Here is a 16,474-nt window from a genome sequence, read left to right on the forward strand (position 1 = left end):
AGAATTGTCAAAGTACACACCTCGATTTTTGGTAGGCAAATCACATTATAGACCCTTTACCTTTGTCAAGTTATTACCCGTCTTTTAAAATTTCTGTGAAGATTCCAAATCTATGGAAAAAGCAAATTTATTCTTCACCGAGTTGAACGGGCTTGGGAAAAAAGACTCAGTTTTACCTTCAGAAAAATCAATTTCGAGTTGAGAGAAAGAACATACTGTTCACAGATCGTGCACTTAATCTTTTAAAGGAATATGGCTACGAGTGATTCGAAAAAACTAATGGTTCTGGAAAAAATCCGCAAAATAAAGTCGAAATAATCGGTGATATAATTTCACACGGCAGTGGAGGTGCAATCTTGCAAACCTTTTGGGAGCAAGAATTCAAATGTCCCGTCTGCGGAAAGACGTTTCGTTCTGTTCGTGTGTTCAGTGATGCCATTAAAATCAAAGAACGTGACAGCGACCTGAAACCAATTTATGACGGTGTTAATGCCTTGCTATTTCAGCCCGTGACATGTCCTGAGTGTTTCTATACGGCTTTTGAAAGTGATTTTGAGATATCACTCTCTCAAAAGCAAAAAGAAATGCTTAAGAAACTCTGTGAAAAATTAAAGGCACTTTTGTCGATCGATCTTTCCAAAGATAGAAAACTGAGCGATGGAGCTTCACTTTTCACAATAGCTGCCGCAGTCTACACGATACTCGAAAAGCATCTGCGCGCAGCTGAAGCATATCTAAAACTCGCCTGGATTTTCAGGGATATGAATAATCACGATGAGGAAATCAAAGCTCTAACTGGAGCGTTGAAGCATTTCATGGAAAGCTATACAAAAGAGGAGCTCTCTGAAGATCAGCAGGTCATGGTTATTTTCTACCTTGGGGAGTTGAATGCGCGTCTTTCCAATAAGAAAGAAGCAGTTAAATGGTTTTCAACCTTGATACAGAAATTTGGAAATTCCAGTTCCATTTATGTAAAGCTGGCACGCAAAGAATGGCAGGAAATTACCATGGGGAAGTGAAAAGCGAATGAAAAGGTTACTCTTGCTCTTTTGTGTATTACTGTTTTTATTCGCGTGCAGTCCATACAACCAGGATTTACTTGAACAGATAAACAGAAGATTGGACGATCTTGAATACAGAATTTCTCAACTCGAAAAAAGCAACATCACAAGTCAAAAGGACCTTCAGAACCTGCAAAAAGAAGTTTCAAGGATAAACAGTGAAGTTGCAGCAGCAAAACAGGCTATAAATGAACAAAAAAGTATTCCAATAGTTTCGCAGGACGAGCTAAAGGACATCTTGGCAAGAATCACAACCCTTGAAATGCGTTACAGCCAGCTTTCTGTGGCTTTGAACGTGTCAGATATCAGAGAGCTCATATACAGATTGGGTGATCTTGAAGCTTCTCAAAAACAGCAGCAACTGGCTTATGAGAGATTTGTTCAGCAGACCGAGCAGCTTTTGGAGCAGGTAGATGCAAGAAAAATTGCCGAAAGATTGAACAGTTTGGAGAATTCTGTCACATCGATTTCAAATCAAGTTTCGGAAGTTTTAGAGCTTTCTTCGAGAATAAAGTCCGTTGAGAATACCATAGAGAAACTGGCTTTTCAAGCACCTCAAGTGCAATCTAAAGTAGATATTTCTTTCATTGAAACAGAGATCAACCAGTTGAGGTCTGCTTTAAAAGAGACAGAAACCAGTCTCAGGCGTGATTTTCAAAAATTCACACAAAAGCCGGCTGTTTCTGGCACTTCTGAAGAATTACAGCAATATATCGCCAACACAACAGCCCTTGTTCGGCAGTTAGCCACAGAACTTGAGAATTTACGTGGAATTGTTCGTGAATACGATAGGGATAGATTCTTAAAGCTTGATCAGGGGTACATAACATACATTGTGAAACCTGGTGATACACTATCCGGTATTCTTCAAGCCTACGGTCTAAAACAGGATAAGGTGAGACAGGTAATGGAACTGAACCAGATTCAGGATGCTAACAGGTTGCTGGTTGGTCAGAGGATAAAAATACCGATAGAAGATACCAGCTCGCTGTTTAAATATCCATTGAGCCGTCCATTGAACCCGCAGGATGTGGTTGGTGTCTTCTCTGAACCTGCCGGTGGAGGTGCAAGAACTGGAATAGAAATCAAAGTGACCAACCAGGAAAAGGTTTACTCGATCTTGCCCGGTAGAGTTTTGAGTATCTTACAGGATGGATATGGATATTACGTTCGAGTCGATCACGGGAACGGCATATTGGCGATCTATGGAAATCTCAGTACCGTTGAAGTTTCACAAGGTCAGTGGTTGACAACTGGTCAGAGCATAGGTACGGTTGATACGATCTTTCATTTTGAAATCTGGATAGATGGTGAGCCAAGAGATCCTTTGAGAATTCTTCTCAAATACGCCGGTAAATTTGAGGCAACTTACTACTCAGAATGGGAGGATGCAAAGTTACCGGAGCATCCAACCTTTCGTGTAACGGCGAGTGGTACTGTGCCTAAGGACTGGTGGACCATCGCGGCTGATCCATCGGTTATTCCTCTTGGCAGTGTTGTTTACATTCCACAATTTTCAGACAAACCAAATTACGGATTTTTCAAAGTCGAAGATACTGGCTTAGCCATTAAAAACGACAAGATAGATATTTACACGAGTAGTCTGAGACAGGCACTTGTGAATATGCGTTCCTATGTGGATGTTTACGTTGTGACATCTCAGGCAAGGTGAAATGGAGGTAGAGAACCTTGGGTATAACGATTAAAAGTGAGTATGCCTTCAAGATCCTTCTGGAAATAGTTGGTTGTGAGAAAATCGAGCCAATTTCACTCACAACGGTGCTTGGTAGAATCAGAGCGCCGAAAGAGTTTGCGGAAAAAATCATGGTTGAGCTCAAAGAAGCCGGGATAATACAATCTACTCGTGGAAGAAAAGGTGGTTATCGACTGGCAAAACCAGCCGATCAGATAACTGCACTTGATGTTGTCAAAGCTGTGGACGATCCTCAAAAAATCGTTAAATGCACATTTGATGAAAATTGCTGCAGTGATCCGTCGAATTGTGTTATCCGCATTATGATCTGGGAAAGATTGAAGCAGGCTATAGAGGAAACTCTCAGATCGGTTACTCTCAAAGATCTGTTTGAACACTGTCAAGGAAGGGTTGAGAAATGAGAAATTTAGTTCAGAACATAGCGGACGATTTTTTCCAGATGCTGAGGTACGATAAAAAGGACTGGTATGGCTACTGGAAAAAGTACCGTGAAAAATACGAACCGATTATTCGCAATTACGAAGAAAGGTTTGGTTTATCTGAGCAGAAAGTAAAAGAGCTGCTCGACGGATTACAGCGTCCTGTTTTAGACAGTTTGATGCAATACTGGCATGATGTATCGAGAAATCAGAAACTTTACTGTTCAAAACTCGTCTCTCACAGACACGATCTTTTCCAGCTTGAAAAAGAAGATTTTTCAATAATCCTGACAGGTTTGCTTGGTATTGAAGACTGGGTCGTGGTTGCGGGTAATCGGGAAGATGTGATTTTAATAGATTTACTTTCACTGTACAAAAAAGGAATTATCGATAAAGTTGCTGAAGTGACATTTCAGGCTGTGAGATCTTTCAGGGATGGTAAAAGTGCAGGAAATTACATTCCAAAGCAGGAACTCTTTACACATCTATTGAATGAGATAGACGATGTGCTGAAAAATCACAATCTTGCTGATTCAATGCGAATGATCTGCGAAATTCTGTATTCAAAGGTTGCTTACTATGACTGGGTTGGATTTTATTTGGTGGATCAGGATAGAGAAAACGAACTTGTACTTGGTCCGTTTGTGGGTGAACCGACAGAACATGTGAGAATACCTTTTGGAAGAGGTATCTGCGGTCAGGCGGCTGCAACAGGCATGACCTTTATGGTTCAAGATGTCTCAAGAGAAACCAACTACCTTTCCTGTAGTCCAAAGGTGAAATCTGAGATTGTGGTACCTATAAAGATATCCCAGAAGATTTTTGGAGAACTTGACATAGACAGTCATGTACTCAGTCCTTTTGATGACGAAGATGATAAATTTTTGAATACCATCTGTGAAAAAATATCACAAAAAGTGAGGAGTGATAAAGAGTGGAAGTAACTGAAATTGTCAGGAAGGCTGCTAAAAACTTTGAAACGCCTTTTTTGCTGATTGATCTTGATATTGTAGAGGAAAACTACAAGAGGCTCTCCAGAGCTATCCCTGGATGTAAGATCTTTTATGCCATCAAAGCGAACAGCCATCCGAGAATCCTTGAAAGGCTCAGAGATCTTGGCAGTAATTTCGATGTGGCTTCGATAGGAGAAATAAGAAAATTGATAGGTCTTGGTGTTACGCCAGACAGAATGATCTTTGCAAACCCCATCAAACGCGAAAAGGATATCGCGGCAGCTTATGATCTTGGTCTGGATCTTTTTGCGGCAGATTCGACGATGGAACTTGAAAAGATAGCAGAGAATGCACCGGGATCTCAGGTGGTGATACGTGTCGCGGTTGAAAACACTCACAGTGATTGGCCATTATCCAGGAAGTTTGGCGTTGACATGTTGGTCGCAGTCGACTTGATCGCGTATGCACAAAAGTTGAGATTGATACCAGTTGGAGTGAGTTTTCACGTCGGTTCGCAGAATTACGATCCACACAGCTGGTCAAACGCAATTGAAAGAGTGGCAAAGATATTTTACTGGGCAGACAGAAATTTTGGAATAAACTTGAAGATACTCGACATTGGAGGAGGAATACCAATAAAGCACGTTAAACCCATACCTACTGTCGAAGAGATTGGAGAAATAGTTGTCCAGTCGATCAATGAATATCTATACGGTATAAAGGGTTTACAAATATTCGCAGAACCCGGCAGGTCTATGGTTGGAAATTCAGCAATACTGGTCAGCAAGGTTCTTTTGAGATGTCAGCGTGGAAGTGAAGAGTGGGTTTACATAGATGCCGGAGTCTTCCATGGCTTGATGGAGACTATCGAGAATTTCAGATATGAGATACGTGTGGATGGTAAAGAATCAGAACAAAAGATACCATTTGTCCTAGCTGGTCCAACCTGTGATAGCGTGGACAAGATTTATGACGATGCGATGCTACCATACAATGTAACTTTAGACGATATAGTCTACTTCATCAATGCTGGAGCATATACGGTTGAATATGGAACGAATTTCAACGGAATACCTTCACCCAAGGTCTATTTTGTACAGGATTTGAAGTAAATTCAACTTCCAAGAATCTGGACAACAACCGTTCTGACTCTGGGACCGTCGAATTCACATAAAAAGATCTTCTGCCAGGTACCCAGGGTCAGTTTTCCATTGAAAATAGGAATTGAAACTGAAGAACCTATAAGAGAAGTTTTTATGTGTGAATCGGCATTTTTTTCCAGATGTTCGTACTTCAAGTCCTTTGGTGCCAGATCAGCCAGTCTTTTTATTATGTCCATTCTGACAGACCAATCACTGCCTTCGTTTATCGTAACACCAGCAGTTGTGTGTGGAACAAAAACAAGGCAGATGCCTTCTTTGATATTCGATTCATCAACTATTCTCTGTATCTCGTGGGAGATATCTATGAATTCTTCACGTTGAGATGATTTTACCGTGAGACTTCTCAAAAAGCTCACCTCATTCGAACAAAACATTTGTGATTATGACTATGTAACCATTGTGCTCTTCAAATTCTACTCTTACCCTGTCCTTTTCAACTTTGAAGGTGTCGCTTACCCAATCAACTATTCTTTCCTTTATCTTTTCAGAATTTTCCTCAAACTCACTCTTTGGGACTATCTCAGTCACTGCGACGGGCCGCCTGCGTTCTAAGATTGTTTCCAGTCTTTTGTAAGCTGTTTCCCTGCTTCTTTCGCGTTTTCTTCTCTTAAATAGTCCAAAGAACCACACGAAGATCATCCCCTTTTCCTGCTAAAGAGGCTTTTGAAGAACGCAACGAACCCTTTTTCAGAGATCTGAGATATATCTTCGTCTACGGGGATTGATTCGCCTTTCAAGCGTTTTGCAATGTTTTCAAAGACCTTTGAAACTGACATATCACCATTTAGAACAACGGGCAATCCTTTGTTTGTTGCTATTATGACTTCCTCTGAATCTGGGACAACACCTATGATTTCCAGAGCGAGAGTCGACTCCACATCCTGCTGTGTCAACATCTCTCCGGCTTTAACCATCTTGATCTTGAATCTGTTGAGAATCACTTTCATAGACCGATCGTTGAACCCGAAGTTCTCGAGTAATCCAACCACTCTGTCGGCATCAGAGATAGCCGGCAGCTCAGGAGTTGTAACTATGAGAGCAGTCTCGGCTGCCGCAACTGCATTTCTGAAGCCTCTCTCGATGCCGGCGGGAGAATCGATCAGAATATAGTCAAATACAGGATAAAGCGATTTGACTATGGTCTTCATATCTTCTGGAGAAACCATCTCTTTTGTGGCTACTTGTGAGGCTGCGAGTAAATACAGATTCCTCATCTGTTTATGCCTTACCAAGGCTTCCTGAGCATTCACCTTCCCGTTCACAACATCCAGCAATGTGTACACGACTCTATTCTCAAGTCCAAGAACAACATCGAGGTTTTTCAGACCTATATCGGCATCGATTAGACACACTTTGTCGCCCAATTTGGCTAAGGTGCAGCCAAGATTCGCAGTTATCGTGGTCTTACCAACACCACCCTTCCCCGAGGTTACCACGATTACCTTCGCCACTCATTTCACCACCTTCCAATCGTGGGAAAAAGCAGATCTTTTAATTAGATTTTACCACATCGAAAAACAAAAGCTCTCATTACAAAAATAAGGTCAATCATATTCGTCGTATTCGTCAAAGTCCTCATAGTCATCGGTATCTTCATATTCGTCAATATCAACAAGCCTTTCAATTTCTTCGCTATCTTCTTCGATATAGTCACTGTCGATGAGCTCTTTAAGTTCTTCTACGCTCGATTCGTTGTATTCGTCTTTGTCCAGTATGAGTTCCTGTACGACATAGGGAATTCCGTGCTTTCTCTCATATCCTATTGCTATCAATCTGACCTTGCCTTCATCGGCAAATTTGAGTATTTCATAATCTCCATAAGATTCGAGATGTTCAGAATTCTCAATCAATTCTCTCACAAAATCATCTCCAAAAGTGTTCTCAAGATCACTGATTTCACCAGTTTGCAATAACTGTCTGAGCTGATTTCTTTCCTCCCTTGTGGTTACATACTTTTCCATCCAGGGTTGCATATTGCTCACCTCCATGAGAATACTTTTCCATTAATAGACACCAATATCTTCTAAGCAGTTCAACGAATGCAAAATAAATTAAACCACAAAAACCAAAACTTTTCCACCTGCTTTTGTTAAATGCCAAATTTAGATAGAAAAGATATGACATAAATACATACTATATGTTATAGTATTATCTGTGCAGACCTGAAAGGGGTGATGGCATTGAGACTTTTCATATTCGACGTAGGTGGTGTGGTGTGTGACAATACTTCTGTGGTTCCAAGTATATGCGAGTATCTTGGTTTATCAAAATCCGAGTTTTTGAGTATAGCAAATCAGGCGGGTTTAAAAGAAATTCAAACAGGAACAATCTCATTACGGCAATTCTGGATGGAATTTTCCCGAATATCTGGTATATCTGTTGACGAGGATCTGTGGGCAAAGTTTTTCAATCCCACACTGAACATGGAAACGGTGAAGATAATAAATCAATTGAAGATTGCTCATCGAGTTGTGGCTGGTACAAATACGATTGAATCACATTACAAAGTGCATTTGAAGCGAGGCGATTACAGGTTTTTTGATAAAGTATATGCCTCTCATTTGGTTGGTTATATGAAGCCAGATCATCGATTTTATCTTCACATTCTAAAAGAAGAAGGATTTGAACCAGAAAATACGGTTTTCATAGATGACATGGATGAAAATGTCCAAGCAGCGTCTGATATTGGTATCCAGTCGTTTATCTTCACCAATGCACAGGAACTTGGACAGAAGTTGTTTGATTTGCAACTTCTGCCTAACAAATAGAAAGGGGAGATTTTTGTGAAGGTGAGCTGGAAGGTTCTTTTTGTAGTTTTGCTTTTGGTTGGAACCGTGGTTTTACCTGCGAAGATAACGATTACCTGGTGGATCAACCCGTGGAGAATAACACCTCCTGGGTATCCAGCAGACAAGGCTCTAACAGGTGAAGAATTTCCAAAATGGATTTCGGAAGAGTTCATGAAGCTCCATCCTGATGTGGAAGTCAAGTATGTGCTTGTGACGAATCAGGAATATGCTCAAAAGCTCGCAGCAGCAATTGCTACAAAAACTCAGCCGGACTTCTTCAAGGGTCCTGTCTGGGACAGTCGCTGGGCAAAAAGCGGACTGCTTGAACCAATTGATGATTATCTGTCTGAAGAGGATTGGAATGACTTCTATGATCAATGTTTGAAGGCTGGCTACATCAATGGAAAACACTATGTCTGGCCATGGGTCTATGGAACAAATGGCATGGGTTCGACCATGCTTTTGTACACGCCGGATTTTGAAAAGGCTGGTATTGACTGGCGAAAAATTGTCAACGAAGGCTGGACAATGGAGGAATTTGTTGAGGTATGCAAAAAACTCACCTGGGACAGCGACGGCGATGGACAGATTGATCATTATGCTCTTGCACTTGGGGCAAAAGGTGATATGGTTCACAACATTTTGAATTTCATTTATGCTTTCGGTGGAAGATTGACAAATGACGATGAGTCAGAGGTAATTCTCAACAGCCCCGAGGCGGTAAAGGGTCTTCAGTTTGTGCTTGATTTGATAGAAAAATATGGTGTTGCACCAAAAGGTGCCGAGGCACTTGATATCTACGGTGTGATAAGTTACTTCCATACGCACAAAGCGAGTATAGGTTTTGGTGGTCCGTATGAAATAGGTAGGATCACCCGGTATGTAAAGGAAGGGCGCCTTTCTGAAGCATTCTATCCGGTTATTGCTCCATTCCCGCATGTTGAAGGCAAAGATCCTGTGGCATACGCTCGCGGTAGCGGCTTTGTGGTTTTTAAACAGAGTGATCCTAAAAAAAGAGAGATGATCTTTGAATTTCTCAAATTCATAACCAACAAACAAAACATTGCTTTGCTTGAAACCCTTCAGTATCTGACAGCGAGAAAATCAGTCAACGAAACACTTTATAAGAACGACCCATACATGAATGAGCAGGTCAGAAATTACGCAAAAATCATGGACAGATACGGTATGGAGTTTTTCGGAAGCGAAGAATTTCCATGGTCTCAGATGAATGCATACTTTGTTGCGGCTTTAGAAGCGACATTTGCAAAGACGAAAACACCTCAAAAGGCACTGGAAGATTTTGTTTTAGAGGCAAACAAGATTCTGAAAAAAACAAAGTGATATGTCTGGACGACCGGCTGGTCGTCCTTTCGATTTTCGTGAGGTGATGTGGCTTGAGTTTGTTCAAAAAAATCCACAAAGGTCGGTACGGATATTTTTTCCTGTTACCACATTTCATTTTATTTCTGGTCTTTTTCCTGATACCCGTTGGCAGTGGAGTGTACCTGAGTTTGTTCGACTACAATGTTTTTTCAAAGACTTTCATAGGTTTGGAAAACTACAGAACGATTTTCGATGATTGGTTGTTTAGAAAAGCCCTTGCGAACACTTTTGTGTATACATTCGGCGTTGTTCCACTCTGGCTCGGTAAAGCATTACTTGTGACTGTTCTGATATATCCATTTCGAAAACCCATAAAGACTTTCTTCAAAACGGTTTTTTATTTGCCCCATGTTACCTCATCGGTCATAATTTCTCTGATATGGTTGTGGATATTCAACCCAACCTTTGGTTTGCTCAATTATTTCATGAAATTGATGGGTTTAAACCCTGTTGTCTGGCTTGGAAATAAACTCACAGCGATGCCGTCTTTAATTATCATGCAGGTGATTATGGGCGGAGGTTCTACCATCGTATTGCTCTCTGCTGCTATGGCTTCTATACCAGAGTACTACTTTGAAGCGGCAAAGATAGAGGGGGCTAATTCCTGGAAAATCTTTGTCAAAATAACTGTTCCATTGCTAAAACCAACCATTTTGTATGCGCTTGTCATGGGTACCATCTCAAATTTTCAAACTTTTTCGAACATATACGTCATGACCCAGGGAGGACCAGAATTTTCAACGATTACCGTTGCATATCTTGTCTACACAACGGCGTTTAGGGATTACAATCTGGGTTTAGCCTCTGCAATGTCCATGGTAATGTTTGTGATTTTGGTGGGTTTAGGGATAATTCAGTTTAAGTGGCTTGGATCAAATGTTCAGTACTGAGGTGATCTGATGGCTAAAATCAACCGTTCGAAGTTGATCAAGAATGTGATTTCACTGATCATACTGTCCGTACTCGGATTGATGGCTTTTATACCGCTTTACTGGATGGTTGTAACTGCTCTCAAACCACCTGCACTGGTTCTGAAATTTCCTCCGGAGATCTTTCCCAAAAATCCGACATTTGTCAATTTCATAAAGCTGTTTCAAAGACCGTATATTCTCAGATGGACACTCAACAGTCTGATAGTCGCAGGTTCTGTCACATTATTTAGAATAATACTGTGTGCGATGGCAGGATATGCAATCGCGAAAAAGAAATTCCCCGGTGCAAAATTGTTTTTCTGGATTTACATCGCCTCAATGATGATACCCAACCAGGTTACACTGATACCTTTGTACATAATAGTTTCCAACTTGAGGATGATAAACACTTACTGGGGTTTGATTCTGCCGAGCTTGGCGGCACCATTTGGCGTGTTTTTGATGAGACAGTTCATGGTAACTCTACCGGATGAAATCATCGAAGCTGCCAGAATTGATGGAGCAGGTGAATTTCAAACATTCTGGAAGATCATCTTTCCAATATCAAAACCAGCGATAGCGGTTCTTGGTATCTTCACCTTTGTCAACGAATGGAACGATTTTTTGTGGCCCCTGATTGTCACAAACACGACAGCGATGAAGACACTTCAAGCCGGTCTTGTGATGATACGCGAAGAAATCCCGATGGAATATGCGCTACACATGGCAAGTGCGACTTATGCCGCAATACCCATGCTCATAGTCTTTTTCGCATTCCAGAGATATTTTTTGCAGGGTATAACCGTTGGAGCTATCAAATAAATGGTTTTTGATCACCAGGAACGAGTGTCTTTTATTTTTTCCCATAGATCTTTTGCAAGGTCAGGTGAACTCTGGTTCAATGCGCTCAAAAGATCGAGCACCATCGAGTTGCTCATCTGTTCTGTCAGTTTCAAAAGAGAATCGAGTGTTAATTTTCCTTCAACTATCAATTGAAGGATCCTTTCGACATCCAGTGTTGGCATAACGTAGGTATTCTTGTCTGATTGAGATGGTTGAACTTTCCAGTCTGGTAAGATACCTTTGTACGGATAAGATGAGATGATCTTAGCCCATATCGGCGCTGCGTTGACTCCGCCTGTGAGATTTTTGCCATCTACCGCTACTGCCAGAATTATCTGACTATCTCCACCGATGAACCACGCTGTTTTTTCTGAAGTACCAGTTTTACCAGCAACCGGTACTTTTTGCCTTGCATAAACACCTGTTCCCTGATCGACTACGCGTTTCATAACACTCAAAAGTAATGAGCTTGCGGCTATCGTACTGTTTTTTCTGCTCCTTATGACACTCAAAATCTTTGGAAATGCTTTGTAGATAATCCTGCCGTATGGATCTTGAATTGAGTCTATTATGTAAGGCTGGAGAACCACACCGCCGTTGAAAATGGCTGCATAACACTTTAAAATCTCTTCTGGAGCGGTTTCGATTGTACCAAGAGAGATTGTCAAGTCATTTGGATAATATCCATTGAGCTTCATCTCTTTTTGAAGAAACTCAACGACTTTATCCATGCCAAGCTGCATGAACAGATTCACAGAAGGTATGTTTCTCGATTCTATGAGAGCCTGTGCCATGGTAACAGATCCTTTGTACTGTTTATCGAAATTCTCAGGTGTCCAGTCACCGATTTTGATTGGTAAATCAGTCAGCTGGCTGTTCAGGCTCCAGCCTTCCAGCAGTGCCAGATAATAATACAGAGGTTTTATAGCCGAACCGATTTGCCTTTTGCCCTCAGGGTATGTTAAACCGATACCTCTGTATGCAAGCACAGCACCACTGAAAGGATCTATGGCTTCCAGGACCGTATTTTGTTCTAACTGTACAGAATTTCTCATCAATAGCGGGTCAAGTGTTGTGTAGATGCGATAGCCCTGCCTGACTTCATTCAAGCCAAAACCAATTGAGTTCAGTTCTCTCACAACTCTCCAGAAAACTTCTTCATCCAGATTCCTGTTCTGTTTTTCGACAAAGGTGAGCTTATCTATAAGCGGTAATTGTTCGTTGTACTGTTCCAAGGTCAGATATCCTTCCTTCAACATCGCTGTTAAAACTGTTTTCGCCTTCTTCTTGGAAAGCTCGGGGTTTTTAAGTGGATTGTAATTTTCAGGAGATCTTATTATTCCCACGAGAATGGCACTTTCCTGCAGATTCACATTTGAGAGATCTTTTCCAAAATAATAATTACAGGCACTGGCAAGTCCATACAAGCCATTTCCCATGTAAACAGAGTTCAGGTACATTTGCAAAATTTCGTCCTTTGTGCGCACTCTTTCAAGCCACAGTGCGATAAAAGCTTCCTTGATCTTTCTTTGCCAGGTCCGTTCCAAAGATAGGTAAAGTGTTCTTGCAAGCTGTTGAGTGATTGTGCTTGCACCTTCGTTTATCGAAAATGCCAATAGATTTCTAACAGTTGCCCTTACAATTCCTTCAAGATCAATACCTGGGTGAAAAGCAAAATTTTTGTCTTCGGAAGAAATCAATGCGTTGATCAGCACTGCAGGTACTTCTGGCAGGTTCTTCCAGAAAGTTCTCGATAGCATGATAGGTGAGCCGTCCTTGTAGAACATGATCAAGCCGGTTGGAAGGTGTGATTCTGGCGCATCAAGGTCTTTTGTGATCAGAAAATAACACAAAAACAAACCTGTTAGAGATATGGCTAAGCCTGTGAAAAATGCGATTTTTTTCAAAACTCGCACCCCTCGATCTTGAGCAGCATCTTTTTAAACTGTATACCGCCATTGAACCCGCCGATTGAATTTTTTGCCACAACTCTGTGACATGGAAAATATATCGGCAGAGGATTTGTCTTTAAAGCCTGCCCGATTGCCCTTGGAGAGGTTTTTAGCTTTTCAGAAAGTTGTTTATAAGTCACTGTCTGTCCGTAAGGTATTTCTTTTAAAGATGTCCATACCTTTTTTTGAAACTCTGTACCTGAGAATATCACATCAAATTCGAGTTTTTCTCTTTTACCCTGAAGGTATTCTTCGATCTGAATTGCTATGTCCTGTTTTATTTTTCCATCGCATCTTTTGTTGAACTCTATTCTGGTAACATAGCCATCTTTTTCATATACACATATATAACCGCATTCTGTTTCAAAGGATTGACAGTTCATAAGTTTATCTCCTTTCTGTCATAATATCTTTGAGGTGATCCAATGAGAAAAAGATTTCGAGAACTGGGATTGAGTTTTGGTAAACTACCTCCCGCAGAAAAGAATCTTATCACAGATGTCGGACAAATCAAAGTCGGGCATGTGACACTTTACAGCGACCATCCCACAACAGTCAGGACTGGTGTGACTGCGATAGTACCGCAGAGAGTGTTTGAGCAACCAGTGACAGCAGCTTGTGCAATACTGAATGGCTTTGGAAAATCCGCCGGCTTGATGCAGATAGAAGAACTTGGACAGATAGAAACTCCTGTGATTTTAACCAACACGCTCAGTGTTGGTGTGGGATTCGAGGGACTGGTCAATTACATGAGTAAAAAATACAGTTTTAGAACTTTGAATCCCGTTGTTTGTGAATGCAACGATGGATTTTTGAATGACATACTCTACCCGGCGGTGAAAATAGAACACATACAGCAGGCTATAGATTCAGCGTCGGAGAATTTTGAACTTGGGAGCGTTGGAGCAGGAAATGGGATGATCTGTTTTGGTTTCAAGGGTGGTATTGGAAGTGCATCGAGGATTTTGAAAGACGGTTTTGTTATGGGTTCACTGGTACTTGCGAATTTCGGAAGTTATGAAGATCTGTGTATTTTGGGCAAAAAAGCGTCAGATTTTGTCAAACCTGGTGTGGAGAAAAAACAGGAGCATGGTTCTATCATCATAGTGATTGCGACGAACATGCCACTTGATTCTAGGCAGTTAAAGAGAATAGCAAGGCACTCTTTTCTTGCCTTGGGAATGCTTGGTGCGGCGGGGTATCATTCGAGTGGCGATGTTTGTATTGCTTTTTCAACAGCAAAGGGGTATGTTGAAGAAACAAAAGATACATTTGATCTGTTGTTCAGAGCCGCTGTGGAATGCACATACGAAGCGATTTGTGATGCCCTTTTTTGTGCGCAGGATATCACGGGTTTTCTCGGCACAGCAAAAGCCATACCTGTTGAATGGGTGATAGAATCAACCAGGAGGGATCAAGTTGAAAGATATTGAGTTGATCAGAAACATCTGCATTATTGCTCATATAGATCATGGTAAAACCACATTTGTTGACAGAATTCTTGAACTCACAAAAAGTGTTGATCCAAGGATCATGCATGAACAGTTTTTAGATCAAATGGATATCGAAAGAGAGCGTGGAATAACGATTAAAGCGCAGCCTGTGAAAGTGCTTTATGAGTATGGTGGAAAAGAATATGAAATAAACATCATAGATACACCGGGGCATGTCGATTTTTCTTACGAAGTGAGCAGAAGTATGGCGGCGTGTGAAGGTGCAGTGCTGATCGTAGATGCTTCTCAGGGTGTTGAAGCACAGACTGTTGCACATACGTACCTTGCAATTGAAAATGACCTTGATCTTGTTCCGGTTTTGAACAAAATAGATCTGCCCAATGCCAATATCGAAGAATCAGCCAGTGAGTTGGTGAGTCTTGTCGGAATAGATCGATCAGAGATTTTGAAAATGAGTGCAAAAACAGGTGAAGGAGTCAAAGAAGTTTTGGATGCGATAATAGAAAGAATTCGACCCCCAAAAGGAGATTCAACAAAACCTCTCAAGGCTTTGATCTTTGATGCAAAGTATGACAAATACCGTGGTGTCATAGTCTATGTGAGAGTCTTTGATGGTGTTATCAGAAAAAATGACAGAATCATGATTATGTCAACAAATGAAAAGTACGAAGTTGTGGAAGTTGGCATCTTTTCACCTGATATGAAACCAATTGATGAGCTCGGTCCCGGTGAGGTGGGTTATATCATAGCCGGAATCAAAGAAGTTTCTCACGCGAAAGTTGGTGACACAATCACCAGTGCAATTAATCCCGTTGATTCTCCTCTGCCCGGTTACAGACAGGTGAAACCAATGGTCTATGCGGGAATGTTTCCGGGCTTACCTGAGTATTATGAGGAACTGAAAAAATCACTTGAAAAGCTCAAATTGAATGATTGGGCGTTGAGTTTTGAACCAACTCATTCACCTGCTCTTGGTTTTGGTTTTAGATGTGGTTTTCTTGGTTTACTGCACATGGATATAGTTAGAGAAAGGTTGGAAAGAGAGTACGAAATGGCTGTCATTCTAACCGCACCAAATGTCGAATACAAAGTGCTTTTGAACAATGGAGAGACTTTACTGGTGAACGATCCAGCCAAATTCCCGGACGAAGATCAGATTCAGAAGGTTTACGAGCCGTTTGTGAAACTCTCGGTGATAACTCCAACAGATTATGTCGGTGACATTTTTACAAACCTTCAAAATGAAAGAAGGGCGACATTACTTCACACAGAAAACGCCGGCAAGAACAGAGTGGTTATGAGTTTCAAAGTGCCGCTTGCCGAGATAATAACAGATTTTTTCGATAGGCTCAAGGCTATGAGCAGAGGCTATGCTTCTATGGACTATGAATTCATGGGATATGAGGAATCTGAAGTGGTAAAGGTATCGATACTGGTGAACAAAGAGCCTGTTGATGCACTTGCAACGATCACACATAGAAGTAAAGAATACACCGTGGCAAAGAAATTGGTTGACAAACTTTCTGAACTGATACCACGCCATCAGTTTGAAATACCCATTCAGGCAAAGGCACACGGAAGGATCATCGCACGTGCAGACATAAAAGCACTCAGAAAGGATGTACTCGCAAAGTGTTACGGTGGAGATGTAACAAGAAAAATGAAGTTGCTCGAAAAACAAAAAGAGGGGAAGAAAAAACTCAGAGAAATAGGACAGGTGACAATTCCTCAGGAAGCCTTTCTCGCTCTTTTGAGAATAGATGAAGAACAAGATCGGTCAAATTGAAGCCAACAGTCAGTAATTGAAATTCAAAGGCGGGTATATCCCG

17 protein-coding genes are annotated in these 16,474 nt (G+C 41.2%); 11 read left to right on the forward strand and 6 right to left on the reverse strand.

Annotated elements, in window-relative coordinates; translation table 11 throughout:
- Positions 1–356 precede the first annotated feature (356 nt).
- From AC4E92_RS08620 to AC4E92_RS08640, 5 genes are read left to right on the forward strand one after another with little or no spacing between them, the layout of a single operon-like run.
- On the forward strand, positions 357–1,019 hold the full coding sequence (locus AC4E92_RS08620; RefSeq protein WP_490240184.1) for a DUF2225 domain-containing protein: 663 nt from the start codon (positions 357–359) through the stop codon (positions 1,017–1,019).
- A 7-nt stretch (positions 1,020–1,026) separates the two neighbouring features.
- Entirely contained in the window at positions 1,027–2,733 is a 1,707-nt protein-coding gene (locus AC4E92_RS08625) for a peptidoglycan DD-metalloendopeptidase family protein (protein WP_490240185.1), read from the forward strand.
- A gap of 17 nt (positions 2,734–2,750) precedes the next feature.
- The gene (locus AC4E92_RS08630; RefSeq protein ID WP_490240186.1) at positions 2,751–3,176 is read left to right on the forward strand and encodes an RrF2 family transcriptional regulator; all 426 of its coding nucleotides are present in this window, start codon (positions 2,751–2,753) and stop codon (positions 3,174–3,176) included.
- Entirely contained in the window at positions 3,173–4,138 is a 966-nt protein-coding gene (locus AC4E92_RS08635) for a GAF domain-containing protein (protein ID WP_490240187.1), read from the forward strand. The genes AC4E92_RS08630 and AC4E92_RS08635 overlap by 4 nt, the downstream gene beginning before the upstream one ends.
- Positions 4,129–5,259, forward strand: a complete 1,131-nt coding sequence (locus tag AC4E92_RS08640) for a type III PLP-dependent enzyme (protein WP_490240188.1) — start codon at positions 4,129–4,131, stop codon at positions 5,257–5,259. The genes AC4E92_RS08635 and AC4E92_RS08640 overlap by 10 nt, the downstream gene beginning before the upstream one ends.
- Before the next feature lie 2 nt (positions 5,260–5,261).
- Here the strand turns inward: AC4E92_RS08640 and AC4E92_RS08645 are convergent, their stop codons facing one another.
- From AC4E92_RS08645 to AC4E92_RS08660, 4 genes are all read right to left on the reverse strand, one after another.
- Positions 5,262–5,657 carry a secondary thiamine-phosphate synthase enzyme YjbQ gene (locus AC4E92_RS08645; RefSeq protein WP_490240189.1) on the reverse strand — a complete coding sequence of 132 codons (396 nt, stop codon included), beginning with the start codon at positions 5,655–5,657 and terminating at the stop codon, positions 5,262–5,264.
- Between the two features lie 10 nt (positions 5,658–5,667).
- Positions 5,668–5,949, reverse strand: a complete 282-nt coding sequence (locus tag AC4E92_RS08650; RefSeq protein ID WP_490240190.1) for a hypothetical protein — start codon at positions 5,947–5,949, stop codon at positions 5,668–5,670.
- Positions 5,946–6,761 carry a septum site-determining protein MinD gene (gene minD, locus AC4E92_RS08655; RefSeq protein ID WP_490240191.1) on the reverse strand — a complete coding sequence of 272 codons (816 nt, stop codon included), beginning with the start codon at positions 6,759–6,761 and terminating at the stop codon, positions 5,946–5,948. The genes AC4E92_RS08650 and minD overlap by 4 nt, the downstream gene beginning before the upstream one ends.
- Positions 6,762–6,854: 93 nt before the next feature.
- Positions 6,855–7,283: a hypothetical protein gene (locus AC4E92_RS08660; RefSeq protein ID WP_490240192.1), complete on the reverse strand. Its 429-nt coding sequence runs from the start codon at positions 7,281–7,283 to the stop codon at positions 6,855–6,857.
- A gap of 207 nt (positions 7,284–7,490) precedes the next feature.
- On the opposite strand from AC4E92_RS08660, the gene AC4E92_RS08665 reads away from it, so the two are divergent.
- From AC4E92_RS08665 to AC4E92_RS08680, 4 genes are read left to right on the forward strand one after another with little or no spacing between them, the layout of a single operon-like run.
- Positions 7,491–8,078, forward strand: a complete 588-nt coding sequence (locus AC4E92_RS08665; RefSeq protein WP_490240193.1) for an HAD family hydrolase — start codon at positions 7,491–7,493, stop codon at positions 8,076–8,078.
- A gap of 21 nt (positions 8,079–8,099) precedes the next feature.
- On the forward strand, positions 8,100–9,443 hold the full coding sequence (locus AC4E92_RS08670) for an ABC transporter substrate-binding protein (protein WP_490240194.1): 1,344 nt from the start codon (positions 8,100–8,102) through the stop codon (positions 9,441–9,443).
- Between the two features lie 59 nt (positions 9,444–9,502).
- Positions 9,503–10,375: a carbohydrate ABC transporter permease gene (locus tag AC4E92_RS08675; RefSeq protein WP_490240195.1), complete on the forward strand. Its 873-nt coding sequence runs from the start codon at positions 9,503–9,505 to the stop codon at positions 10,373–10,375.
- Positions 10,376–10,384: 9 nt separating this feature from the next.
- Positions 10,385–11,218 carry a carbohydrate ABC transporter permease gene (locus AC4E92_RS08680; protein WP_490240196.1) on the forward strand — a complete coding sequence of 278 codons (834 nt, stop codon included), beginning with the start codon at positions 10,385–10,387 and terminating at the stop codon, positions 11,216–11,218.
- A gap of 11 nt (positions 11,219–11,229) precedes the next feature.
- On the opposite strand, the gene AC4E92_RS08685 is transcribed toward AC4E92_RS08680, so the two are convergent.
- On the reverse strand, positions 11,230–13,146 hold the full coding sequence (locus AC4E92_RS08685; protein ID WP_490240197.1) for a transglycosylase domain-containing protein: 1,917 nt from the start codon (positions 13,144–13,146) through the stop codon (positions 11,230–11,232).
- On the reverse strand, positions 13,143–13,574 hold the full coding sequence (locus AC4E92_RS08690) for a methylated-DNA--[protein]-cysteine S-methyltransferase (RefSeq protein WP_490240198.1): 432 nt from the start codon (positions 13,572–13,574) through the stop codon (positions 13,143–13,145). Before AC4E92_RS08690 ends, AC4E92_RS08685 begins: the two co-directional genes overlap by 4 nt.
- A 42-nt stretch (positions 13,575–13,616) precedes the next feature.
- Between AC4E92_RS08690 and AC4E92_RS08695 the strand changes: the two genes are divergently transcribed.
- The gene (locus tag AC4E92_RS08695) at positions 13,617–14,624 is read left to right on the forward strand and encodes a P1 family peptidase (RefSeq protein ID WP_490240199.1); all 1,008 of its coding nucleotides are present in this window, start codon (positions 13,617–13,619) and stop codon (positions 14,622–14,624) included.
- The gene (gene lepA, locus AC4E92_RS08700; protein ID WP_490240200.1) at positions 14,611–16,431 is read left to right on the forward strand and encodes a translation elongation factor 4; all 1,821 of its coding nucleotides are present in this window, start codon (positions 14,611–14,613) and stop codon (positions 16,429–16,431) included. The genes AC4E92_RS08695 and lepA overlap by 14 nt, the downstream gene beginning before the upstream one ends.
- The last annotated feature ends 43 nt before the right edge of the window (positions 16,432–16,474 follow it).

It is taken from the genome of Pseudothermotoga sp., from assembly GCF_031962025.1.
Taxonomy (GTDB): Bacteria; Thermotogota; Thermotogae; order Thermotogales; family DSM-5069; genus Pseudothermotoga_B.

Bases quoted from the DNA above. Each gene is read 5' to 3' on its own strand.
- AC4E92_RS08625 (WP_490240185.1), top strand. From the start codon at position 1,027: ATGAAAAGGTTACTCTTGCTCTTTTGTGTATTACTGTTTTTATTCGCG.
- AC4E92_RS08635 (WP_490240187.1), top strand. From the start codon at position 3,173: ATGAGAAATTTAGTTCAGAACATAGCGGACGATTTTTTCCAGATGCTG.
- AC4E92_RS08650 (WP_490240190.1), bottom strand. From the start codon at position 5,949: ATGATCTTCGTGTGGTTCTTTGGACTATTTAAGAGAAGAAAACGCGAA.
- AC4E92_RS08660 (WP_490240192.1), bottom strand. From the start codon at position 7,283: ATGCAACCCTGGATGGAAAAGTATGTAACCACAAGGGAGGAAAGAAAT.
- AC4E92_RS08680 (WP_490240196.1), top strand. From the start codon at position 10,385: ATGGCTAAAATCAACCGTTCGAAGTTGATCAAGAATGTGATTTCACTG.
- AC4E92_RS08690 (WP_490240198.1), bottom strand. From the start codon at position 13,574: ATGAACTGTCAATCCTTTGAAACAGAATGCGGTTATATATGTGTATAT.
- AC4E92_RS08695 (WP_490240199.1), top strand. From the start codon at position 13,617: ATGAGAAAAAGATTTCGAGAACTGGGATTGAGTTTTGGTAAACTACCT.